This window comes from Burkholderia sp. AcTa6-5, from assembly GCF_017815075.1.
GTDB classification, from domain to species: Bacteria; Pseudomonadota; Gammaproteobacteria; order Burkholderiales; family Burkholderiaceae; genus Burkholderia; species Burkholderia sola.
Genome location: NZ_JAGIQE010000002.1, coordinates 474,685 through 498,040, shown reverse-complemented (window position 1 = coordinate 498,040; position 23,356 = coordinate 474,685). Strand labels below are relative to the sequence as shown.

The 23,356-nt window shown below is 68.1% G+C and carries 20 protein-coding genes and 1 riboswitch; of the genes, 3 read left to right on the top strand and 17 right to left on the bottom strand.

Annotation, left to right across the window (positions count from 1 at the left end; genetic code table 11):
- Positions 1-188: 188 nt before the first annotated feature.
- Positions 189-902, top strand: a complete 714-nt coding sequence (locus J8I33_RS05035; protein WP_209924735.1) for a riboflavin synthase subunit alpha — start codon at positions 189-191, stop codon at positions 900-902.
- Between the two features lie 18 nt (positions 903-920).
- Here J8I33_RS05035 and J8I33_RS05030 read toward each other — a convergent pair whose 3' ends face one another.
- The 12 genes from J8I33_RS05030 to J8I33_RS04975 form a co-directional block, all read right to left on the bottom strand.
- On the bottom strand, positions 921-1,505 hold the full coding sequence (locus tag J8I33_RS05030) for a hypothetical protein (RefSeq protein ID WP_209933686.1): 585 nt from the start codon (positions 1,503-1,505) through the stop codon (positions 921-923).
- A 78-nt stretch (positions 1,506-1,583) separates the two neighbouring features.
- A complete protein-coding gene (locus J8I33_RS05025; protein WP_209933680.1) occupies positions 1,584-2,825 on the bottom strand; it encodes a voltage-gated chloride channel family protein in 1,242 nt (413 codons plus the stop codon).
- A gap of 79 nt (positions 2,826-2,904) precedes the next feature.
- A riboswitch (Fluoride riboswitch) is annotated at positions 2,905-3,008 on the bottom strand.
- A 78-nt stretch (positions 3,009-3,086) separates the two neighbouring features.
- Positions 3,087-4,106: a chemotaxis response regulator protein-glutamate methylesterase gene (locus tag J8I33_RS05020; protein WP_209933674.1), complete on the bottom strand. Its 1,020-nt coding sequence runs from the start codon at positions 4,104-4,106 to the stop codon at positions 3,087-3,089.
- Positions 4,103-6,418, bottom strand: a complete 2,316-nt coding sequence (locus tag J8I33_RS05015; RefSeq protein ID WP_209933670.1) for a hybrid sensor histidine kinase/response regulator — start codon at positions 6,416-6,418, stop codon at positions 4,103-4,105. The genes J8I33_RS05020 and J8I33_RS05015 overlap by 4 nt, the downstream gene beginning before the upstream one ends.
- Positions 6,415-7,131: a chemotaxis protein CheW gene (locus tag J8I33_RS05010; RefSeq protein ID WP_124680579.1), complete on the bottom strand. Its 717-nt coding sequence runs from the start codon at positions 7,129-7,131 to the stop codon at positions 6,415-6,417. Before J8I33_RS05010 ends, J8I33_RS05015 begins: the two co-directional genes overlap by 4 nt.
- Before the next feature lie 47 nt (positions 7,132-7,178).
- Positions 7,179-8,594 carry a CheR family methyltransferase gene (locus J8I33_RS05005; RefSeq protein ID WP_209933664.1) on the bottom strand — a complete coding sequence of 472 codons (1,416 nt, stop codon included), beginning with the start codon at positions 8,592-8,594 and terminating at the stop codon, positions 7,179-7,181.
- Positions 8,591-9,103: a chemotaxis protein CheW gene (locus tag J8I33_RS05000; protein WP_089489112.1), complete on the bottom strand. Its 513-nt coding sequence runs from the start codon at positions 9,101-9,103 to the stop codon at positions 8,591-8,593. The genes J8I33_RS05005 and J8I33_RS05000 overlap by 4 nt, the downstream gene beginning before the upstream one ends.
- A complete protein-coding gene (locus tag J8I33_RS04995; RefSeq protein ID WP_050017383.1) occupies positions 9,100-10,776 on the bottom strand; it encodes a methyl-accepting chemotaxis protein in 1,677 nt (558 codons plus the stop codon). Before J8I33_RS04995 ends, J8I33_RS05000 begins: the two co-directional genes overlap by 4 nt.
- 124 nt (positions 10,777-10,900) lie before the next feature.
- Entirely contained in the window at positions 10,901-12,034 is a 1,134-nt protein-coding gene (locus tag J8I33_RS04990) for a hybrid sensor histidine kinase/response regulator (protein ID WP_124655039.1), read from the bottom strand.
- Positions 12,035-12,508: 474 nt separating this feature from the next.
- Positions 12,509-14,092, bottom strand: a complete 1,584-nt coding sequence (locus J8I33_RS04985; RefSeq protein WP_209924732.1) for a Na+/H+ antiporter — start codon at positions 14,090-14,092, stop codon at positions 12,509-12,511.
- 232 nt (positions 14,093-14,324) lie between these two features.
- On the bottom strand, positions 14,325-15,758 hold the full coding sequence (locus tag J8I33_RS04980; protein ID WP_124681325.1) for an aldehyde dehydrogenase family protein: 1,434 nt from the start codon (positions 15,756-15,758) through the stop codon (positions 14,325-14,327).
- Between the two features lie 28 nt (positions 15,759-15,786).
- Positions 15,787-17,427 carry an acetolactate synthase large subunit gene (locus tag J8I33_RS04975; RefSeq protein WP_089489109.1) on the bottom strand — a complete coding sequence of 547 codons (1,641 nt, stop codon included), beginning with the start codon at positions 17,425-17,427 and terminating at the stop codon, positions 15,787-15,789.
- 376 nt (positions 17,428-17,803) lie between these two features.
- Between J8I33_RS04975 and J8I33_RS04970 the strand changes: the two genes are divergently transcribed.
- Positions 17,804-18,142 (top strand): type II toxin-antitoxin system RelE/ParE family toxin, encoded by a 339-nt coding sequence (locus J8I33_RS04970; protein ID WP_050017388.1) that lies wholly within the window; start codon positions 17,804-17,806, stop codon positions 18,140-18,142.
- A 3-nt stretch (positions 18,143-18,145) separates the two neighbouring features.
- A complete protein-coding gene (locus J8I33_RS04965; protein ID WP_050017389.1) occupies positions 18,146-18,445 on the top strand; it encodes an addiction module antidote protein in 300 nt (99 codons plus the stop codon).
- 73 nt (positions 18,446-18,518) lie between these two features.
- Here the strand turns inward: J8I33_RS04965 and J8I33_RS04960 are convergent, their stop codons facing one another.
- The 5 genes from J8I33_RS04960 to andAc form a co-directional block, all read right to left on the bottom strand.
- A complete protein-coding gene (locus J8I33_RS04960) occupies positions 18,519-19,805 on the bottom strand; it encodes a DUF445 domain-containing protein (protein ID WP_209933657.1) in 1,287 nt (428 codons plus the stop codon).
- Positions 19,806-19,916: 111 nt separating this feature from the next.
- Positions 19,917-21,137: an anthranilate 1,2-dioxygenase system ferredoxin--NAD(+) reductase gene (andAa, locus tag J8I33_RS04955; protein ID WP_209933650.1), complete on the bottom strand. Its 1,221-nt coding sequence runs from the start codon at positions 21,135-21,137 to the stop codon at positions 19,917-19,919.
- Positions 21,127-21,453, bottom strand: a complete 327-nt coding sequence (andAb, locus tag J8I33_RS04950) for an anthranilate 1,2-dioxygenase ferredoxin subunit AndAb (RefSeq protein WP_039344765.1) — start codon at positions 21,451-21,453, stop codon at positions 21,127-21,129. Before andAb ends, andAa begins: the two co-directional genes overlap by 11 nt.
- Before the next feature lie 26 nt (positions 21,454-21,479).
- A complete protein-coding gene (gene andAd, locus J8I33_RS04945; RefSeq protein ID WP_006479528.1) occupies positions 21,480-21,956 on the bottom strand; it encodes an anthranilate 1,2-dioxygenase small subunit AndAd in 477 nt (158 codons plus the stop codon).
- Between the two features lie 14 nt (positions 21,957-21,970).
- On the bottom strand, positions 21,971-23,242 hold the full coding sequence (gene andAc, locus J8I33_RS04940) for an anthranilate 1,2-dioxygenase large subunit AndAc (protein ID WP_209924730.1): 1,272 nt from the start codon (positions 23,240-23,242) through the stop codon (positions 21,971-21,973).
- Between the last annotated feature and the right edge of the window lie 114 nt (positions 23,243-23,356).

Genomic DNA, 23,356 nt, shown 5'->3' with positions numbered 1-23,356 from the left:
TCCTCCTGACGTCTTTAAAGTCAGGCGTCAGATTACGCAATCCCCCTCAAACGCTCCACGGTTTCCCGCGATGAACCATTTTTGTATCTGCGGCACGGGCTCGCCGGCGCCGGCCCGCGCGCCGCGGCATGTCCGGCAGCGGGATCACTTATCATGTCGGCCAGGAAATTTGCGACGAGGGATCGATCATGTTTACAGGCATTGTTCAGGGTGTTGCCGTCATCAACGCCATCAAGGATCACGGCGAACTGAGGACGTTCAGCATCGAGTTCCCCGAACGGTTCACCGACGAGATCGAGATCGGTGCGAGCGTGTCGGTCGACGGCGTGTGCCTGACGGTGACGACCATCCATTCGCCGGCGCTGATCGACTTCGACGTGATGCTGCCGAGCCTGCGGATCACGACGCTCGCCGACCTCGCGACCGGCGCGCGCGTCAACGTCGAGCGGGCCGCGAAGGACGGCGCGGAGATCGGCGGTCATCCGCTGTCCGGTCATGTCGATTTCACGGGGACCATCGCGCACATCGCGTCGTCCGAGCACAACCGGATGATCCGCATCGGCGTGCCGGCCGCGTTCAAGCGCTATGTGTTCGCGAAGGGCTACATCGCGATCAACGGCTGCAGCCTCACCGTGTCGGACGTCAATCGCGACGAAGGCTGGTTCGACGTCTGGCTGATTCCCGAAACGCGCCGCGCGACCACGTTCGACGCGAAGGGCGTCAACGACAAGGTCAACATCGAGATCGAGCGCAGCACGCAGGTGGTCGTCGATACGATCCGGGAAGCGGTCAAGGAAACGCTCGGCGAACTGAACGGCGTCGTCACCGCGTTGCTGGCGGAAAAAGGCATCGATATCGAGGAACTGCTGGCGCGGAACGTCGCGCGGCTGCCGAAGCAGTAAAGGCTGATTAAGCGCGTGCTAGGTGATCCGCTGGATCACCGAGTAACGGCCGCCGTCCGAAAACACCTCGACCCACGGTTCCGATTCCTCGAACGTCCAGAGGACGAGTTCGAGGTCGATCAGTTCATTCCAGTCGTCGTCGGGCCATGGCATGTGCCATCCGCCCGCGACGGCCACCACGCCGCCCGTGTAGAGCGGGCATCGCGCCATCCACTCGCGCTCGTAGTCGTGCGCGGCCGCGCCCTTGAAGTTGCCGTTGAATCCCCAGTCGCGCTGCCATCCGTGCGCGTCGAGGTACGCGCCGATCGCGGCGGAACCGAAGCGGAACACCGCGTCGACCGGCGGAAGCGACAGCGCGTCGGATCGGCACAGCGGGCGGTCGGAACGGACAGGTTGCGTGGAAGTCTCCACGCGGCCTGACGTGCCGCTATCGTCGAGATGGACGTTCAGCCAGACGCCGTCGCGTTCGGTGGAAATGCACAACTCGCCGGCATCGACCCCATGCCAGTAGCCGGTGACGGGTTCGCCGTCAGCCGCGAAGCGGTACTGACGGCACGGCCTCGCAAGCCGCCTGGCTTCGGTCAGGAAATCGTCCGACGTCATTGGATGCCTCTCTTTTTAGCGTCCCGGGTATCGCATCGCGCCGCCGCGATCGAACGACATCGACCGCGCCCCCCCACCTCACTCCGCCTCCACCCGCGCCCCCTTCCCCACCGCCACGCGCTGCGCGCGATAAATCCCCGCGTGCCCGGAAAACAGATACGCGACGACACAGGCGACGATCGCATACACGCCGATATCCGCGCCGAACAGTTCGATCGCCATGATCGTCGACGCGATCGGCGTGTTCGCCGCGCCCGCGAACACCGCGACGAAGCCGAGCCCCGCGAGCACGGGCACCGGCAGCGCCAGGACCTGGCCGAGCGCATTGCCGAGCGTCGCGCCGATGTAGAACAGCGGCGTCACTTCGCCGCCCTTGAACCCCGACGCGAGCGTGACGACGGTGAACGCGAACTTGCCCGCGAACTCGTAGAGCGGCAGCGGGCTATGAAACGCAGCCTCGATCGTCGGGATGCCGAGGCCGAGATACTGCGGCACGTTCAGCACGGTCGCGGCCACCGCAACCAGCAGGCCGCCGAGCACCGGCTGCAGCGGCGCATGGCGGATCACGCGGCGAAACCACGCGGTCAGCGCATGCGTCGCGAACGCGAACAGCCGCCCGACCACGCCGAACGCGATGCCCGCGACGACCGTCACGGCCAGCCCGGTCGCCGATACGGCCGGCACGAACGGAATCGCATAGGCCGTGTGATGGACGCCCCACGCGCGGCACACGACGTCCGCGACGATCGCCGACGCGACGCAGGTCAGCAGCGCGTCGTACCGCACGCGCCCGATCGCGAGCACCTCGAGCCCGAACACGGCGCCCGCGAGCGGCGTGCCGAATACCGACGCGAAGCCGGCCGCGATGCCGCCCATCAGCAGCACGCGGCGATGCTCGCGATCAAGCCGAAACAGGTGCGTGACGCGATCGGCGAGCGCGCCGCCCATCTGCACGGCCGTGCCCTCGCGGCCGGCCGACCCGCCGAACAGGTGCGTGACGACGGTCGCGACGAGCACGAGCGGCGCCATCCGCTTCGGCACGAGCGCCTTCGGGTCGTGAATCTCGTCGATCAGCAGGTTGTTGCCGCGCGCGACCGACTGGCCGAAGCGATGGTAGACCCAGCCGGTCGCGAAACCGGCGGCCGGCAGCCCCCACAGCAGCCACGGATGCGCAACGCGCGTACCGGTCGCCCAGTCGAGCGCGATCAGGAACAGCGCGGAAGCCGTGCCGGCGAGCGCGCCGAGCAGCGCGGAAAGCGCGAGCCAGCGGCACACGTAGCGCACGGTCGCGAAAAGATCGGCAGAAGTGGTGAAGAACATGATTTCCAGATTCGACGGAACATCAAAACCTGGGCGGCAGAATACCGGATGGACGGCCTGCGACCTCCTGACGACCCAGGAACACGCAGGCATCATCAGCCGGGCAAACCGGCGGTTGAGGGCCGCACCGCGCGCCACGCGCCGGGAACGACCGCAGGGAGGCATGCCATCTCCGCAGGCCGCAATTGTACGCGACGCCGCGCCACGCATGCAATGCAGCGCCGGCGCGCCACGCAACGACGGCGCCTGCCCGATGCGCGGTCAGTCGCGCGGCGCGAGCGCGATCCGCGCGATCAACTGCGGCGCGATCTGTTCGAGCGGCAGGATCGCCGACGCCGCGCCGACCGCCGCGGCCGCCTTCGGCATCCCGTACACGGCGCTGGTCGCCTCGTCCTGCGCGATCGTGTAGCAGCCCTTCGCCCGCATCGCCTTCAGGCCGAGCGCGCCGTCGCGTCCCATGCCCGTCAGCAGCACGCCGAGCGCGTCACCCTGCCAGCCGTCCGCGACGCTGTTGAAGAACACGTCGATCGACGGCCGGTACGGCGTTTCGACCGGATGCCGCGTATAGCCGAGCACGCCGCGCGGCGACAGCATCAGATGGTCGTTGGTCGCCGCGAGCAGCACCGTGCCGGCTTCCGGCATGCTGCCCTGCCGCGCGACGCGCACCGGCAGCTGCGTATAGCCGTCGAGCCATTCGGCCATCCCGTACGCGAAGGCCTGGTCGACGTGCTGGACGATCACGATCGCGGCCGGAAAATCCGCCGGCAGCGCGCGCAGCAGCGCGGTGAGCGCGGTCGGCCCGCCCGCCGACGCGCCGATCGCGACGAGCGTCGGCTGTCCGCGCGCGGGCGTCGGCCCCGGCGGCACGAGTGCCGCGCTGCGGCTTTCGAGCAGCCGGCCGATCTGGTCGATCTTCGCGAGCAGCGCCTGCGGCGACGCGTCGGTCGACAGCCCGAGCGCGAGCGTCGGCGTATCGACCGCGTCGAGCGCGCCGGCGCCCATCGCCTCGTACACCGACGACGTGTTCGCGCTGACGCTCGCGGTCACGATCAGGATCGCGCACGGCGCGCGCGCCATGATCCGGCGCGTCGCGGCGACGCCGTCGACCTTCGGCATCACGAGATCCATCAGCACGACGTCGGGCGGATGCGCGACGCAGAAATCCACCGCCTCGTCGCCGTCGGTCGCGACCCACAGCACGCGATGGTCCGCGCGCAGCGCGATCACGCGGCGCAGCGCCTCGACGGCCAGCGGCAGGTCGTTGACGATGCCGATGTTCATGCGCGTGCGTCCCCGATCAGGTCGTGCACGGCGTCGAGCAGCGCTTCGTCGTGGAAGCTGCTCTTCGCGAGGTAGTAATCGGCGCCGGCATCGAGCCCGCGGCGGCGATCCTCGTCGCGATCCTTGTACGACACGATCATCACCGGCACCCGCTTGAGCATCGGGTCGCCCTTGATCAGCGTGACGAGTTCGATCCCGTCCATGCGCGGCATGTCGACGTCGGTCACGACGAGATCGAACGCATCGCTGCGCACCGCGTTCCACCCTTCCATCCCGTCGACCGCGACCGTCACGTCGTAGCCGCGCTTTTCCAGCAGCTTGCGTTCGAGCTCGCGCACCGTCAGCGAATCGTCGACGACGAGCACGCGGCGGCGCCGGTCGCCCAGCGCGAGCTGCGGATCGCGCGTGACCCGCGCGAGCTGGCCGCCGCGCACGAGCTTGTCGACCGAGCGGATCAGGTCCTCGACGTCGACGATCAGCACCGGGTCGCCGTTCTCGAGCAACGCGCCGGCCGCGATGTTCTGGATCTTGTGCAGGCGGCTGTCGAGCGGCTGCACGACGAGCATCCGTTCGCCGAGGAAGCGGTCGACCGCGACGCCGTACAGCTCGGGTTCGGCGCCGACGACCACGACCGCCGTGCTGGCACGGGTCACGTCGGGTTCGCCCGCGTCGAGCAGTTGGTGCGCGGCGACGAGGCCCGCGCGCCGGCCGTCGAACGGAAAATGCGGCTGCCCTTCGAGCACGTCGATGTCGTCGTGCGAAAGCTCGAGCGTGCGGCGCACGTGGGCGAGCGGGAACGCATACGGCTCGCCGCCGACCTCGACGAGCAGGCTGCGGATCACCGACAGCGTGAGCGGCAACTGCAGCACGAAGCGCATGCCGGCGCCCGGCTCGTTGAAGATCCGCACCGCGCCGCGCACGCCGCGCACCATCTCCTGCACCGCGTCGAGGCCGACGCCGCGCCCCGATACGTCGGTCACCGCATCGCGCATCGAGAAGCCCGGCAGCAGCAGGAATTCGAGCAGTTCGGGGTCGGACAGCCGCGCGGCCGTCTCGTCGTCGGTCAGGCGCTGGCGCACGACGGCCGCGCGCAGCGCGTCCATGTCGACGCCCGGCCCGTCGTCGATCACGCTGACGAGCAGCGAGCCGGCGCTGTGGCGCGCCTCGAGCGTGACGCTCGCCTCGGCCGGCTTGCCGCGCGCGCGCCGCGCGTCGGGCGAATCGACGCCATGGTCGATCGCGTTGCGCAGCAGGTGGCCGAGCGGCGCGTCGAGCAGGTCGAGGATGTCGCGATCGACCTGCGTGCCTTCGCCGACGATCGAGAAACGCACCTGCTTGCCGAGCGAGCGCGCGAGATCGCGGACGATACGCGGATACGCGCGCGTCGCGTCGCCGAACGGCCGCATCCGGCACTGCAGCGCCTCGTCGTACAGCTGCTCGGCGATATGCGTGCTGCGCCGCTCGAAGCGGTCGAATTCGTCCATGCGCTCGGCGAGCGAGCGCTGCAGGTCGTTGAGCATGTGCCGCACTTCGTTCATCGACGCGAGCATGCCGGCGTCGAGCTCGTCGGCGAACTGCTCGACCATCAGGTCGAGCGAACGGGCCGCGTCGCGCTGCGCGCGCTTCACGCGCAGCATCGATTCGGCGAACGGCTTGAGCCAGCGCGATTCGACCAGCGATTCGCCGGACAGGCTCAGCAGCCGGTTCAGCGTATCGGCGCGCACGCGGCGCATCGCGCCGGCGCCCGCCACGCGGCCCGCCTGGACCGGATCGGGCACCGGGCTCGACACGGCGAGCGGCGGCACCGCGGCGCTCGCGCCGACCGGCTCGTTCGCGGCGCCGTCGTGATCGCGATACGGCACGAACGACGGCGGCATCGGCACCGGCGGCGGCACGGCGGCCGGCGCCTGCATCGTCTGCGCGCCGTCGGCGCCCGTCAGCGCCGCCGCGAACACGTCGATCTCGGCCTGCGACACGGGTTGCCCCTGCGGATCGCCGACGCGCACCAGCAAATCGACGCCGGCCAGCAGTACGTCGACGTGCGTGGCCGTCAGCGCGATCGTGCCGGCCTGCGCGGCGACGAAGCATTCCTCCATCCGCCCGGCGATCTCGACGCCGAGCGGCACGCCGACGATGCGCGCGGCGCCCTTCAGCGAATGCGCGGCGCGCATGCACGCCTCGAGCGCGACGGAATCGGGCTCGCCCGATTCGAGCGCGAGCAGCCGCTCCGACAGCGCCTGGGTCTGCGTGCGCGTCTCCTCGCGATACAGCTCGAGCAGCGACAGGTGGCTCAGGTCGTCATCGCCGCTCATCGCATGCTCCGCGTCACGGCATCGAACAGACGATCGTCGTCGAGCAGCCCCACCGACTTGCCGCGCCACGACAGCACGCCGCGCGACAGGCCGGCGCTCGCGCGCCCGACCGTCGCAGGCACCGGCACCCAGTCGGACGCGCCGAAGCGCAGCACGCCCTCGACTTCGTCGACCGGAAACACGACCGGTTCGCCCTGATGCGCGGCCACCAGCAGCCGCGTGAAACGGCCGTCGCCTCCGCCCCCGCCCCCGCCGTTGCCGGCCTTGCCGGCATCGAGGCCGAGCAGCGCGCCGATCGAGATCGCGATGCGCAGCGTGCCGCGGATGTTGACCACGCCGCGCACGGCCGAATGGCGGCGATACGGCAGCGAGTGGATCGGGCGCGTGCCGGCGATCTCGCGCAGCACGCCGATCGGCAGCGCGAGCCATTCGTCGGCCACCCGGAACGCGAGCGCCGCATGGCGCGTATCGCCGTCGTCGTCGCCCGCGCGCGCCGTGCCGAGCGCACTCATCCGGCGCGTGACGTCCGCCATCTCGGCCACGTCGAGCGGACGCTCGAGCAGCTTCGCCGCGTGCGACGCGTAGACCGGGCAGTTCAGGCAGCGCAGGCAGTCGTTCAGCCGCTCGCACGAGCGGTCGCCGCGCGTGCCGATCCGGTTCCAGCAATCGTCGACGTCGAGCGTCGCGTCGTCAGTGGCAGCGGCGCGGTTCATGCGTTCCTCTGGTCATCGCGGTGTCGGTCCCATTTCCCGTCGTCGTGTCAGCCGGCCGAACGCCGGGCGCGTTCGAGCAGCCATTGCGCGCCCGCGCGATCGCCGCCGACGTCGAGCAGCGTCGCGAGATGCGTCAGCGCCTCGTGATGCGTGGGGCGCAGGTACAGCGCCTTCCGGTAGAAGTCGCTCGCTTCCGCGGCGCGGCCGCGCGCATCCGCGATCAGTCCGTTCAGGTAGAACGCATCGGCATGCGGGCCGACGCGCGCCGAGAACTGCGCGAGCACGCGCTCGGCCTCGTCGAACGCGCCTGCGTTCGCCAGGGCCTGCGCATCCTCCAGCGTCGGCGCATCGTCGATCGTCGGCGCGATCCCGTCGTAGGCCGGGGCGGCCGCCACGGCGATCGCCGCCGCCAGAGAGGCCCGCGCGTCGACTGCGGCGGCCTGTAAGGCCGGCGCCGCCGCGAACGGCTGGCGCACGTCGCCGAGCCAGCCCGGCGGCGCGACGGCCACCACCGGGCGCGGCGCGGCGAGCGGTGCGACCGTGAAGCGCTCCGCGCGCCGGTCCGGCGCCGCCGCGGACAGCGGCGCAACCGGCCGGGCCGCGCCTGCATCGGCCGCCGCACCGGCCGGCTCGCGATGAAACGCGAACGCGAGCGGCACGCGCGCCGAGCGCATCCCGTGCCGCATCGCGACGCCCGTCTCCGCCGGCCCGACGAACAGCATGCCGTCGTCGGCAAGACGCGCGTCGAGCGAGCGGATCGCGCGATCCTGCGCATCGCGGTCGAAATAGATCAGCACGTTGCGGCAGAACACGAAGTCGTAGCGAATGCCGTTGTCGGCCACCGGTTCGACGAGGTTCGCGTGACTGAACTGCACGCACGCGCGCACGCGCTCGTCGAGCAGCCAGCCGTCGCGGGTCGGCGTGAAATACCGCGTACGGAACTCCGTCGCCGTCCCGCGGAACGCATTGCGCCCGTAACAGCCGAGCCGCGCCTGTTCGATCGCGCGTGCGCTGAGGTCGATCGCGTCGATCGCGAAGTTCGCCGGCTCGAGCCCCGCATCCAGCAACGCCATCGCCGCCGAATACGGCTCCTCGCCCGTCGAGCACGGCGCGCTCAGCACGCGGATCACGCGGCCGGGCATCGCGGCGACCCGTTCGGCGGCCTGCCGCGCGAGCGTCGCGAACGCTTCGCGGTCGCGGAAGAACCACGTTTCCGGGACGACGAACAGCTCGATCAGCGCGCGCCGTTCGTCGGCCGACGCGTTGAGCTGCTGCCAGTACGCGTCGAGCGCTTCCGGCGTGACGGGCGGGCGCGCGGCCGACGGCACGCGCTCGCCGTCCGCCTGCAATGCATGCACGCGATCCGTCAGCGCCCGCATCAGGAAATCGTTGCCGAGCGAATCGGCGTCGATGCCGGTCTCGCGCAGCAACCAGCCGCGAAAGCGCGATTCGGACGCGTTCATGCGAATTCCTCTCCGTGGCCCGACGGGCCGTCGAACAGATACAGGCGCGCCACGTCGTCGATCAGGTCGGACACCGACAACTGCTGCACGACGCCGTCGGGCGTGTTCGCGACCCGCCCGAGCCAGCGCGTGCGCGCGGTCGAGACGCCGCTGGCGCGGAATGCCGCGCGGTCGATCCGCATCGTCTGCGTCGCACGCTCGACGATCAGGCCGATCGTGCGCTCGCCATCGGCGTGACCGGAGCGATGACGGACCATCACGAGCCGCGTCGAGCGCAGCGCCTGCGCGCGCCGCCCGAGCGCCAGCATCGGCACGTCGATCACCGGCACCGGCTGGCCGCCGCGCATCAGCAGCCCGGCGATCCAGTCGGGCGCACCGGGCACCGCCTTCATGATGGCGAGCGGCAGCACCTCGTCGATGCCGGCCGCGTCGAGCGCATAACGCTCGCCGTCGAGCTCGAACATCAGGAACAGCGCGTGCGCGCCGTTCTGCGGATCGGCGCGCGTCACGCGTCGACCTTGAAGCGCGACACGCTGGTGCGCAACTGGTTCGCGACGAGCGTCAGGTCGTCGATCGCCTGCGACGACTGGCGCAGCGACTCGGCCGTCTGCTGCGCGGCTTCCGACAGTTGCGACAGCGCCTGCGTGATCTGCTCGGCGCCGTTCGCCTGCGTCTGCATCCCTTCGTTGACCATCTGGAAGCGCGGCGCGAGCGTCTGCACCTCGGCGATGATCTGCGACAGCTGGCCGCCCACCTGCTGCACGTCGAGCATCCCGCGGCGCACTTCCTCGGAGAACTTGTCCATCCCCATCACACCCGCCGACACGGCCGACTGGATTTCCTTCACCGTCTGCTCGATGTCGTAGGTCGCCACCGCCGTCTGGTCCGCCAGGCGGCGGATCTCGGTCGCGACGACCGCGAAGCCGCGGCCGTACTCGCCGGCCTTCTCGGCCTCGATCGCCGCGTTCAGCGACAGCAGGTTGGTCTGGTCGGCCACCTTGGTGATGGTCGCGACCACCTGGTTGATGTTCAGCGCCTTCTCGTTGAGGATCGCGAGCTTCGCGTTCACCGAGCCGGCCGCGTCCATCACGCTGCGCATCGTCTCGCCCATCCGCGTGAGCCCGCTCTGGCTCACGCCCGCGAGCGTCGCCGACTGCTCGGCCACGCCGGCCACCTCGTTCATCGTGCGCAGCAGGTCGCGCGACGTCGCGAAGATCTCGCGCGAGGTCGCGCCGATCTCGGTCGTCGTCGCCGCGGTCTCGTTCGCGGTCGCCTGCTGCTCGCGCGACGTCGCGGCAATCTCGGCCACCGACGTCGTCACCTGCAGCGACGACTGCTGCGCGCGCGACACCAGCTCGGTCAGCTCGTCGGCCATCCGGTTGAAGCCGGTCTCGAGCGTGCCGAATTCGTCGCGGCGGCGCAGATCGAGGCGATGGGTCAGGTTGCCGGTGCGCATCACGTCGTGCACCTCGACGAGCCGCGCCATCGGCACCGTCACCGAGCGGTACAGCATGTAGCCGAGCCCGAGCGCGGACAGCAGCATGAACGCCAGCGCGGTCGCGAGCACGATCTCGGTGTCCTGCACGGATTCGCGGATCAGCTTCGCGGACTGCTCCGCGAACTTGCGGTTCTCCTGCACCAGCACGTTCGCGTTGCGCACGACCTCGGTCCATGCAGGCAACGCTTTCGCGTACGCGGCGACCGCCTCGGCGTGCGATGCGCGGCTGTTCTGCACTGCTTCGTTCAGCAACGGCACGTAGTGATCGTAGGCGCCGCGGAACGCCATGAAGCGCTGCCGGTCGTCGTCGCGGAACGTCGTGTTCTGGTAGTCCACCGACATCGACTCGATTTCCTTCAGCGCGTCGGCGATCTTCGCGAGATCGCGCTGCGCGGCGTCGGGCTCGGTGTCGACGAAGATGCCGCGCTGCAGCAGCGTGAACGACTCGTTGACCGCGCCGCGCAGCGACGATGCAAGGTAGACGCCGGGCAGCGAGTCGCGCTCGATGCTGACGGCTTCGGCGTTGATCGCGCGCAGTCGCTCGTACGACACGCCGGCGGTCACCAGCATCAGCACGAACAGCACGCCGAAGCTGAGCAGGATGCGATTGCCGAGCGTCAGCCGGGCGGCGCCGATCGTCGGATGCAGGCTTTCATTGGTCGCGCGGGGCGTCAAGGTGGCCATGTTCGTTATGGGCTTTCTAAATTCAGCGTTGAAAAATCCGCGCCCGCCTGGCGCGCCGGTCGGCGCGCCACGAGCGCATCGGGGTCCCGCGGGCGGCGCGGCGCCGGCAGGCCGCGCCGCGACATCATCGCTCCGCTTGCGCCGGCAGCCGAAGCGCGACCATGAAGCCGCGCGCCGTATTGCGCATCAGGATCTGGCCGCGATGCCGCGCCGCCGTCGCGCGGACGAATGCGAGACCGAGGCCGAAACCGCTGCGCGCCGCGCCGTGCGCGGATTCGAGCTGCACGAACGACTCGGTCGCGGCCGTGCGCTGCTCCGGCGCGATGCCGGCGCCGGCATCCTCGACGCCGATCAGCCAGGCGCCGTCCTCGCCGCTCAGCGTGCAATGTACGTCCATCCCGGCCGGCCCATACTTCAGCCCGTTGTCGATCAGGTTCGCGACCGCGCGCGTCAGCATCATGCGGTCGCCCATCGTCACGCATTCGGTATCGGGCACGCACGCGCTCACCCGGCAGCCGAGCCCGGCCGCCTTCTCCCACAGCTGGTCGACGGCGTCGAGCACGATCTCGTTGAGACTCACGACCTCGTGCGCGCGGCGCTCGGACTGCGCGCGGGTCAGGTGGATGAAGCCGTCGGCGAGCGCGAGCGCGCGCCGTGCATGGCCGGCGATGCGCTCCATGATCGCCGGCATGTCGCCGTGCTCGGCCCGGTAGACGTCGAGCAGCGCAAGGATCGACGTCTGCGGCGAACGCATGTCGTGCGACAGGAAATCGAGCGCCTCGTCGCGCTGCCGCGACATCAGGTACGAATTCGAGTGATAGCGGATGCGCGCGGTCAGCTCCATCGCGTCGGGGAGCTTCACCAGATAGTCGTTCGCGCCGGCGATGAACGCCTCGCGCTTGACGATCGGCTCCTCCTTCGCGGACAGCACGATGATCGGCACGCGCGCGGTGCGGGGGTCCGCGCGCCACGCGCGCACGAGATCGAGGCCGTCGATCTCCGGCATCACGAGATCCTGCAGGATGACCGTCGGTTTCACGTCGCGCGCGACCGCCATCGCCCGGTGCGCGTCGGTGCACACGTGCAGATCGATGTCGTGCTCGCTGCGCAGCGCGCGGCGGATCACCTCGCCGACGAACGGCTGGTCGTCGACCAGGAGGACCGATAAGCCCGATTCGAGGCAATCCGAGGCATTATCACTGCTCGATTCTTTCATAAATACAGTTTCAAACGCCGAATCTCCAATCGATTCTTTCATAGGAGTTGTTTATCCGACTTGGACGCTATCTTATATTGGCAGTTGGAAAAACCCGCCTGATTCCGCCGATTTGGCCTGTCGGCACTTCCTTGCGGGGCTTTGGACGCCGCCTGTTTCCCCGTCGACGGCCCGCATTACCTCCGCATTCTTTCTCTCAATAAACATAACCGGCTGATTCTAAATGAAATTAGAACACAGCATCTATCTCCTTCCGGTTTAGTTTTGCCAAATATGCAGAAAGAGACGGAATCAGATAAATCAGATCATTTCCGGATTCGAAAGACGATAACGTTTGCGAGACCGGCGCCATGAGGTTTGCATGCGCTGCAAGGCTGGTGGCGGGCCGTATCAGGGTGTGTATTGGGGCCGGATTAAAAGAGTCGCAAACGGCAGGCGGAAGAAGAAAAAATCGCGCGACGCGCGCGCTCGACCCCGCCGTTTGAGGGCCGACAGGACGCCGGCCCGTGCGCCCGCCTACCCGCGCGCGTGCTGCGCGGACACTTCCTGCAGGTCGAGGTCGCGTTCGAGCGTGTGCAGCATCTCGTCGTGGATGCGCCCCGACCGATGCAGGCGCAACAGTTCGGCGCGCCCGGCCCGGATCGCGGCCAGCACCACGTCGTAGTGCGCGGTGCGCACTTCCGCCGGATACGCGGGCTCGTTCTTCGACCGTTCGGTCAGCTCGGCGCGATACGTGTACTGCTCGAGCAGACGCGGATGGATCACGACGCCGTGCGCGTCGCGCACGAGCGGCTGGATCGCCGCGAGCTGCGCGGCCTCGACGTACGCCCACGTCTGCGGCTCGGTCAGGTGGTGCGCGGCGCGCTCGTCGCGCGGCGGCAGGCGCAGCAGCCGGATCAGCGGCCCGATCGTCGTGCCCTGCAGCAGCACGGTCACGAGGATCACCGCGAACGATGCGACCAGGATCACGTCGCGGCCGGGTAGCGCCTCGGGCAGCGACAGCGCGATCGCCAGCGTCACCACGCCGCGCATCCCGGCCCAGCTCATGATCGTCGCGGCCTTCCAGTCGGGCGCGTCGCCGCGCCGCACGAGGCCACGCACCGGCCACTTCAGCGCCTCGACCGCGTAGATCCACACGAAGCGCGACAGGATCACCGCCGCCAGCACCGCGAGCACGGGCGGCACCATCGTCGCGAGCACCTGCTCGAAGCCGCCGAGCCGGTGGATCGCGCCGCGCAGCGACAGCCCGATCAGCACGAACACCATCGCCTCGAGCAGGAACACGATGACCTGCCAGAACGCGGTGCCGCGCGTACGCACGGCCGCCGAGAACACCTCGTGCTGATGCCAGCCGACGATCATGCCGGCCGTGACGGTCGAGATCACGCCCGACACCTCGACCATTTCGCCCGCGATGTACGCGATCCAGCCGGCGATCACCGCGACAGTGATCACGAGATAGTCGTCGTCGAGCAGCTTCAGGAACCAAACCACAAGCTTGCCGACCACGAAGCCGACCACCACGCCGCCGAGCCCGAGTTCCGCGAAACGCACGACCGCATGCTCGAGGCTGAACGCGCCGGTGAGCGCGGCCGCGACCGCGAAGCGGAACAGCACGAGGCCGGCCGCGTCGTTCAGCAGGCTCTCGCCTTCGAGCAGGACCATCAGCCGGCGCGGCAGCGCGACCCGTTCGAGCACGGCCTTCGCGGCGACCGCATCGGGCGGCGACACGATCGCGCCGAGCGCGAAGCACGCGGCCCACGGCAGCGCCGGCACCACCCAGTGCACGGCGAAGCCGACCGCGAACGTCGTGAACACGACCGCGCCGATCGCCAGCATCAGGATGCCGCCGACGTTGCGCTTGAACTCTTCCCACACGGAGAAGTACGCGCCGTCCATCAGCAGCGGCGGCAGGAACACCAGCAACACCAGCTCGGGATCGAGGTTGATCGGCGGCAGGCCGGGGATGAACGCGATGCCGATGCCGCCGATCAGCAGCGCGGCGGCGGGCGGCAGCCTCAACCGCTTGGCGATGCATTCGAGCGCGACGATCGCGAGGAATGACAATAGAACCAGCTTGAATGCCGAGACGGGGGACATGAATCGACCTCGTGAAGAATGAATTTGCGCGTTCCGGCGTCGTACCCCGGTCGGCAGTTTCGCGCGATTACATCACGAGGGAAGGCCCGTAGTCGAGCCTGTTGCGAGCGGCCGCCGCGCGGGACACGCGCGGCGCCGTGCCGCTGCGCGCGCCGCCATGAAAACGGCACGCGGGCGGCCCGATCGCCCGCCCGCCCGCGTGCCGCCGCGGCGCCGCGCTGCCTGCCGCGCGTTACCGGCGCCGCACGACCATCAGCCGCGGCTCGGTCATGTCCTCGATCGCATAGCGAATGCCTTCGCGGCCGAGACCGGAATCCTTCACGCCGCCGTACGGCATGTTGTCGACGCGGAACGACGGCACGTCGTTGATCACGACACCGCCGACCTCCAGCTCGTCCCATGCGCGGTGCGCATGCGTGAGCGAATCGGTGAACACGCCGGCCTGCAGCCCGAAGTCGCTGTCGTTCACGCGCGCGAGCGCGTCGTCGAAGCGGTCGAACTTCTCGAGGATCGCGACCGGGCCGAACGCCTCCTTCCGGTACAGGTCCTGCTCGCGCCCGACGTTTTCCAGCAGCGTCGCCTCGAACATCGCGCCGTCGACCTTGCCGCCCGCGACGATCTTCGCGCCCGCCGCGACGGCCGCGTCCATCCAGCCCGACAGCCGGTGCGATTCGGATTCGGAGATCATCGGGCCGACGAACGTCGACGGATCCTTCGGATCGCCCATCTTCAGCGAACGCGTCTTCGCGATCAGCTTCTCGCGCAGCGCGTCGTACAGGTCGGCATGCACGAGAATCCGCTGCACGCCGATGCAGCTCTGGCCCGACTGGTAGTACGCGCCGAACGCGAGCCGCTCGACCACGTAGTCGAGCCGGTCGCGCTGGTCCGCATCGACGATCGCCGCCGCGTTGCCGCCCAGTTCCAGCACGACTTTCTTCTTGCCGGCCTTCTCCTTCAGCGCCCAGCCGACGGCCGGCGAACCGGTGAACGACAGCAGCTTGAAGCGCTCGTCGGTCGTAAACAGGTCGGCGCCGTCGCGATGCGCGGGCAGCACCGAGAACGCGCCCTTCGGCAGGTCGGTTTCCGCGAGCACCTCGCCGATGATCAGCGCGCCGATCGGCGTGCGGCTCGCGGGCTTCAGCACGAACGGGCAGCCGGCCGCGAGCGCGGGCGCGACCTTGTGCGCGGCGAGGTTCAGCGGGAAGTTGAACGGCGAGATGAACGAGCACGGGCCGACCGGCACGCGCTTCGTGTAGCCCGTATAGCCCTGCGCACGCGCGGAGATCTCGAGGTTGACGATCTCGCCGTCGATGCGCACCGATTCCTCGGACGCGACGCGAAACGTATCGATCAGCCGCGTGACTTCGCCCTTCGAATCGTTGATCGGCTTGCCGGCCTCGATGCACAGCGCCTCGGCCAGCTCGTCGAAACGTTCGCGAAAGCGCGCGACGCAATGATCGAGCACGGCCTGCCGCTTGTAGGCCGGCATCTCGCGCATCGGCTTCGTCGCGTCGACGGCCGCGGCGATCGCAGCATCGATCGCCTTCGCGTCGGCCAGCGCGACGCGCGTGGCGACCTTGCCGCTGAACTTGTCGGTCACCTCCAGATCGGTGTTCGCGTAGACGGCTTCGTTGGCGAGGTAGTACGGATAGGTTTCCTTCAACATGGAACGACTCCTTCCTGTGAACGGGAATTCAAAGTTGCGCCGACAGACGCTTGATCTCGCGGTTCAACACGCGCTCGTTGTCCGAATAGTCGATCGGCACGTCGATCACGTGCACGCCCGGCGACGAGAAGCACTCGCGCAGCAGCGGCTCGAGATCGTCGGCCGACTCGACGCGGTGCCCGTGCGCGCCGTAGCTTTGCGCGTACGACACGAAATCGGGGTTTTGCAGCGTCATCGCGAAATCGGGGAAATTCATGTTCTCCTGCTTCCAGCGGATCATCCCGAACGCGTCGTCGCGCAGGATCATCACGACGATGTCGAGCTTCAGCCGCACGGCCGTTTCGAGCTCCTGCGAATTCATCATGAAGCCGCCGTCGCCGCACACGGCGATCACCTTGCGCTGCGGATGCACGATCTTCGTCGCGATCGCCGACGGCAGGCCGGCGCCCATCGACGCGAGCGCGTTGTCGAGCAGCAGCGAGTTAGGCTCGTGCGCACGCCAGTAGCGCGCGAACCAGATCTTGTACATCCCGTTGTCGAGGCAGACGATGCCGTCCACCGGCAACGCGTTGTACAGGTCGTTGACGATCCGCACCGGATACATCGGAAAGCGCGGGTCGTGCTGCCCTTTCTGCAGATGCGCGTCGAAATGCGCCTTGATCATCCTGAAGCGCTCGAAATCCCAGTGCGATTGCGGCGTCACCGCTTCCTTCATCTGCCACACCGCGTTCGCGATGTCGCCGACCACCTCGATCTGCGGAAAATAGACGGGATCGACCTGCGCGCCGAGGAAGTTCACGTGGATCACGGTCTTGTCGTCGGTGCGCATGAAGAACGGCGGCTTCTCGATCACGTCGTGGCCGACGTTGATGATGCAATCCGCGTGCTCGATCGCGCGGTGCACGAAGTCGCCGTCGGACAGCGTCGCGTTGCCGAGCCACAGCGGGTGCGTCTCGTCGATCACGCCCTTGCCCATCTGCGTCGTGAAGAACGGGATGCCCGTCCTGTCGACGAATTCGAGCAGCATCTTGCAGGTGGTCTTGCGGTTGCCGCCCGCGCCGATCATCAACAGCGGATGACGCGCGGCCTGGATCGCGTCGACCGCATGCGCGACCGCCTTCTCCTCAGCCACCGGCCGCCGGCTGTAGCTGCGCGGGATCGGCTTGCCGTCGCCCTCCTCGTGCGCGATGTCTTCCGGCAGTTCGAGGTGCGCGGCGCCCGGGCGCTCTTCCTCTGCGCGGCGGAACGCCTCGCGCACGGCCGACGGGATGTTGCCGATCGACACGATCTGCCGCGTGAACTTCGTGAGCGGCTGCATCATGTCGACCACGTCGACGATCTGGAAGTGGCCCTGCTTGCTGGACTTGATCGGCTTCTGCCCGGTGATCATCAGCATCGGCATCCCGCCGAGCTGCGCATACGCGGCGGCCGTCACGAAGTTCGTCGCGCCCGGGCCGAGTGTGGCAAGACACACGCCGGTGCGGCCCGTGAGGCGGCCGTAGGTGGCGGCCATGAACCCGGCCGCCTGCTCGTGCCGGGTCAGCACGAGCTTGATCTTCGATCGCCGCAGCGATTCGAGCAGATCGAGGTTTTCCTCGCCGGGAATGCCGAACACGTACTCGACGCCTTCGGCTTCCAGCGCCTTCACGAACAGATCCGATGCTTTCATGGGACTCTCGGTTATGCCGCCTGCCCGGCCTACGGACACGCGGCGTTCAGGACGCGCGCCGGCCTACGGCACGCGGACGCCTTACCTACTGGACACAGACCACGGCACTGCTCGCCGCGCAACACGCCATGCTCGATGCGTGACGCGCGGCGGCGCCTCCGGATGCCGGAGGACGAACGGACTCGCCCGCACGCGGCGGGCGCGCACGGGCGGCAAAGACGCTTTTGATTGTAGACGGATTCGCGGAATTCCGGCTTCGACCGGATGGCCGGCTGCGGCCCCGCGACGGGATCGGCCTGACGGCCAATTCGACCTCAAACGACGCGCGCGGCGCTACGGTAGGCGCAACCGATTCCATTCACCGGACATGTGAACCATGGTTGACATCCTGCAATCCGTGCCCTACAGTGCGCCTACGTACAGCATCCGGACCACCGACGTCTTCGACGCCTGGTTTGCCGGCCTGCCCGATCGCCTTGCCCGGCGCCGCATCCAGGCGCGCATCGACCGCCTGTCGATGGGCAATCCGGGCGACTGGAAATCCGCGGGCTCCCCCGTCGTCGAAATGCGTATCGACCACGGCCCCGGCTATCGCATCTATTACGCGAGGCGCGGAACGATATGGGTGATCCTGCTCTGCGGCGGCGATAAATCGACGCAACGGGCCGACATACGCGCCGCGCACGCAATGCTCGCGCACCTCGACATGGAGTGAACGATGGACAAGATCAACACGCGGCCGTGGGATTCGGCCGAACACCTGAAAACCGAAGACGACATGGCCGAGTACTTCGACGCGTGCCTGCAGGAGGGCGGCGACGATCCGGCCTTCATCGCGCATGCGCTCGGCGTGATCGCCCGCGCACGCGGCATGTCGCAAGTCGCGCGCGATGCGGGCCTGTCGCGCGAAGGGCTGTACAAGGCGCTGTCGCACGACGGCAATCCGAGCTTCGGCACGATCCTGAAAGTCATCAAGGCGCTCGGCCTGCAATTGCACGGCGCGAAGGCGGCCGCGTAACCCGGCGACGCACCGCACCGCACCGCAGCGCACCGCAGCGCATCGCGGCGCGGGCGCAACGCGCGTGCCCGCGTCAGTGCAGCCACCCGGCCGCCCAGCGCGGCGCGAGCGACACCAGATACAACCCGAGCCCGATCAGCCCGCCGACCAGCGTGCCGTTGATGCGGATGTATTGCAGATCCTTGCCGATGTTCAGTTCGATCTGTCGCGACATCTCGCGCGCATCCCAGTTGCGCACCGTGTCGCGAATGTGACGCATCAGGAAATCGGCGAAATCGGGCGCCATCTCGTGCACGGCCTTCTCGACGTGCTCGTTCAGCGACGCGCGCAGCGCCGGGCTCTCGGCGAGCCGTGCGCCGAGCCAGCCGCCGAGCGTCGCGGCCTGCCGGTGCAGCGCCGAATCGGGGCGCGCGAGATCGGCCTTCAGCCACGCGCGCAACTGGTCCCACAAATCGCGCACGTAGTCGTTGAACGCATCGCCGTCGCGAATATAGCGCTTGATCTCCTCGCCCTTCTCGATGAACGCGGGGTCGTGCTTCAGCCGCTCGGTCAGCCGCACGACCGTCCGGTCGAAGCGTTGCCGCAGCTCGTGCTCGGGGTCGGCCGCGACGCCCTCGAGCACGCGGCTCACCGCGCTCGCGAGCATCCGCGCGCCGTTTTCGCCGAACCACTGCGTCGGCATGATCTTCTCGACCTTCGGATATTGCGTCTTCAGCCATTCGACGATGAAACCCGCGATCACCTCGCGGTTTTCTTCCTTGTCGAGCACGTCGACCACCTGTTCGATCGCGTCGTCGAGCAGCGCCTGGTGGCGGCCGTCCTTCGTCAGCGTGTCGAGGATCGCGCCGGCCGATTGCGACAGGTCGACCCGGTCGATCGCCGCGCGGAACGCATCGTGGACGAACGACTGGATCCGCGCGTCGTCGGTCATGTCGAGCGCGAAGCTCATCAGCTTCGTCACGTAGCCGCCGAGCGCGTCGGTGTTCGCCGGCTCGCCGAGCCATGCACCGAGCTTCTGCGCGGGATCGTGCTGGCGGATCTGCGCGGCGAGCGCGTCGGGGCCGAGGAATTTCTCGCGCACGAACACCGCGAGGTTGTCGGCGATCTTGTCCTTGTTCTTCGGGATGATCTCGGTATGGCGCGACACGAACGGGATCGGCACGCGGCGGAACAGCGCGACGACCGCGAACCAGTCGGCGAGCGCGCCGACCATCGCGGCTTCGGCGACCGCCTTGAAGCCGTCGACCCACGGGCCGCGCGGCAGCAGGATGGTCGTGACGAACACCGCGACGGCGGCCAGCAGCAGCCATAGCGCGCGGCGCTTGCTGCGTTTCAGTTCGAGGGCTTTGTCTGGCGTCATGGAGGACGGGCGGATCGGCGATGCCGTTAATATCCCCGATTTCGACGCCACCGACAAACCCGTAGCCGGCGCGGGCGTGCACGATGCATGCGTGCCGCCCGCGCCGCGCGGCTACATGAACGTCTTCAGATTGACCGCCGGGTCGGCCAGCTTCACCGGATCGGGCACCGCGCCTGCGGCGATCAGCCGTCGCGACGCGCCGATGTCGCGCCCGAGGTTCGCCGCGGCCACCGCGACGATCTTCCCGTCGTCGCCGAGCCCGAACACCGTGAACGGCCCGCTCGCCGGATCACCGCGCACGACGATCGTGCGTTCGTTGCCGAACAGCCCGAGCATCTGCAGGTTGCAGTCATACTGATCGGACCACAGCCACGGCAGCTCGGCATAGCGCTCGTCGGCGCCGAGCAGGTTCGCGGCCGCGACGGCCGGCTGGTTTTCGGCCACCTGCCACGATTCGATCCGCACATGCCGCCCGAGCAGCGGATTGAAGTGCATCGTCACCTCGCCCGCCGCGAAGATCGCGGGATCGGCCGTGCGGCAGCCCGCGTCGACGCGAATCCCGTTATCGACGTCGAGCCCGGCCGCCTGCGCGAGCTCGACGTTGGGCACCACGCCGATGCCGACCACGACGATGTCGGCCGGCACGTCGCCGCGATCGGTCTCGACGATCGCGCCACCGCCCGGCGCGCGACGAATTGCACGCGGCAGCGTCGCCATCTGAAAGTTCACGCCACGCGCGTCATGCAACCGACGCGCATAAGCACCGACCACTTCCGGCAACGCGCGCTGCAGCAAGCGCGCGGCCGGGTCGATCACCGTCACGTCGCAGCCGAGCTGACGCGCCGCCGCCGCGACTTCGAGGCCGATGAAGCCGCCGCCGAGCACCGCCATGCGACGCCCGGGCGCCAGTTGCGCACGCAACGCACGCGCATCGTCGACCGTGCGGACGTAGTGCACGGCGACACCTTCGTCGATCGCCCCGCCGAACGTGCGCACGCGCGAACCCGTCGCGAGCACGAGCTTGCCGTACGGTAACGACGCACCGTCGTCGAGCCGCACGCGCCGCGCATCGCGCTCGATCGCATCGACGCGCGTGCCGAGCCGCAACTCGATGCGCTGCGCGTCGTACCACGCGGCATCGCGGATGAACGCGCGCTGTTCGCCGCCGTCCGTCAGCAGCGCATCCTTCGACAACGCCGGCCGGTCGTACGGCAGCTCGCGCTCCGCGCCGATCATCACGAGGCGCGCCGCCGCATCGCGTTCGCGCAGCGCTTCGGCCGTACGCCGCGCCGCGTGGCCGGCGCCGACGATCACGAACGGGTCAGCCGACATTGACTTCCACCTGCCCGTCGACGATCCGGATCGGATAGGTCCGCACCGGTTCGGTGATCGGCGCGCATTTCGGCGCGCCCGTGCGAATGTCGATGAGCCCCTGGTGCAGCGGGCATTCGACGCAGCCGTCCTCTACGTAGCCTTCCGACAAGCGCGCGTGACCATGCGAACACAGGTCGTGCATCGCGAACAGTTCGTCGCCGATCCGGAACACGGCGATCGGCTTCTGGCCGGCGACGCGCGCCGCCGGTTCGTCTTCGGAGAATTCGTCGAAAGCGCCGAGCGGATGCCACTCGGCCAGCGTTGCTTCAGTCATGTCGATTCCTTGCTTCGTCAGAGCGGTCAGATCGGCGTCGCGAGCAGCGTCTGCACGCGCGACGTGTCGTAGATCACGCGCTTGGTCTTGTAGCGCAGCCCGTCCGGCGTACGCACGACCGTGTCGTAGTACTTGCCGGCCTGGTACACGTTCGATTCGCCGTTGCTGCGCGTCTGCACGACCACGTAGTTGCTCTCGGTATCGAACTCGCCGTCGCGTTCGGCGACGATCGTCAGGCCCGACGTCATGTGCCGGTACGTGTGCTCTTCATAGATGTTCGCGTGCCGCAGCGACACCACGCGGTCGCGCAGCATCCGCTGGTTCGTGCAATGGACGATCCCGACCGGCAGCCCGAGATCGGCGTTCTCCTTCGGCACGATTTCGTACGTACAGTCCTCGGTGAACATCTCCGGCCAGTGTTCGAGCCGATCGTTGTCGAGGTGCCCGATATAGCGGTTCTGGAGCATATAAATCTCGAACCACGTCTTCATGTCTTCCGTCATTTTTTGCTCCCGCGTCAATAGCCCATCAGCTTCTGGTAGCCGACCCAGAACTTGCGGATCAGGCTCTCGGTGATCACCGTGTCCTGCTGGTCCGGATTGCCGCGCGACATCTCGATCACCGACGTCGCATCGGCGTCGCGCACCGTGCCGCGCTGCACGAGCTCGGTCGCTTCGGTGTCCTCCATCGAGATGTAGCCGGCCGGCCCGACGAGATTCGCCTGCTTGATGCGCAGCGCGCGCAGCTCGGGCGTGTCGTCCGCATAACCGAAGAAGTGGAAGATCAGCTCGAAGTTGTCCGGCCCCTTCGGCAAAATCTGCCGCGCGACCAGCGTGTTGTGGATCTGCTGGATCACGAGCTGCGGGAAGATCGGCTGGATATGGTTCGTGCAGTCCTCGTCGTATTCCGACACGAGATCGAGGATCGATTCGTCTTCCAGATGAAAGCCCTCGTCGAACGAACGGATGTTCTGCTGCTTGTACGCGGCCGACGTATCGTCGCCCGTCTTCGTCACCGTGATGATGCTGTGCAGCCCGTGGGTCGCATCCGGAATCGAGCGCGCCTTCATCCCGACGCGGAAGATGTTGAAGGTCGTATGGAACAGATGCAGCATGCTCGCGTGATACGGGTCCTTCACGTTCTCCATGTACAGCTTCCAGTTCGACTTCGAATACTGGCGCGTGCAGCCGAGATACTCGATCGGCTTGTGGAAGATCCGGTCGATCCACGGGCGCATCTGCTCGCCGAGATACTCGGGCAGCGGCGCGACTTCATCGCTGAAAGTCGCGAACACGAGCCCGCGATAGCTGTCGACGCGCAGCTTGCGCAGCCCGTGCTGCTTCGGATCGAAATCGGCCGGCATCCCGGTCATTCCCTTCTGGCCGCGCCGGAACGGCACGCCGAGCAGGTTGCCCTGATTATCGAAGCTCCACTGGTGATACACGCACGTGTGCGAGCTCGCGTTGCCGCGCGACTTGCGGCACACCTGCGCGCCGCGGTGCGCGCAGCGGTTCACCCACGCGGACAGCGCGCCGTCCTCGGTGCGCGTGACGACCACCGGCGTGTCGCCGACGAACGTGCTCTTGAAGTCGCCGGCGTTCGGGATTTCGGCTTCGAGCGCGACGAAATTCCACGTCGGCCCGCGGAAGATGCGTTCCTGCTCGCGATCGTAGACGGCCCGCGAGCTGAACACCTTGTACGGCACACGCGAGCCGTCGTCGTGCGGGAAGCTCACGTCGGATGCGTCGCCGCGTGAGGCGAAAACGACGGGCGATTCTGTCTGCTCCATGTCGGACTCCTTGTCGATCCGTTGCGTTGAATGCATGGAGCCGATTTTTGAAAAGCTAATATTCGGCGTCTATCCGGAAAGTGCGATTGCGGCGGCGCAATATCCACTTTCGGC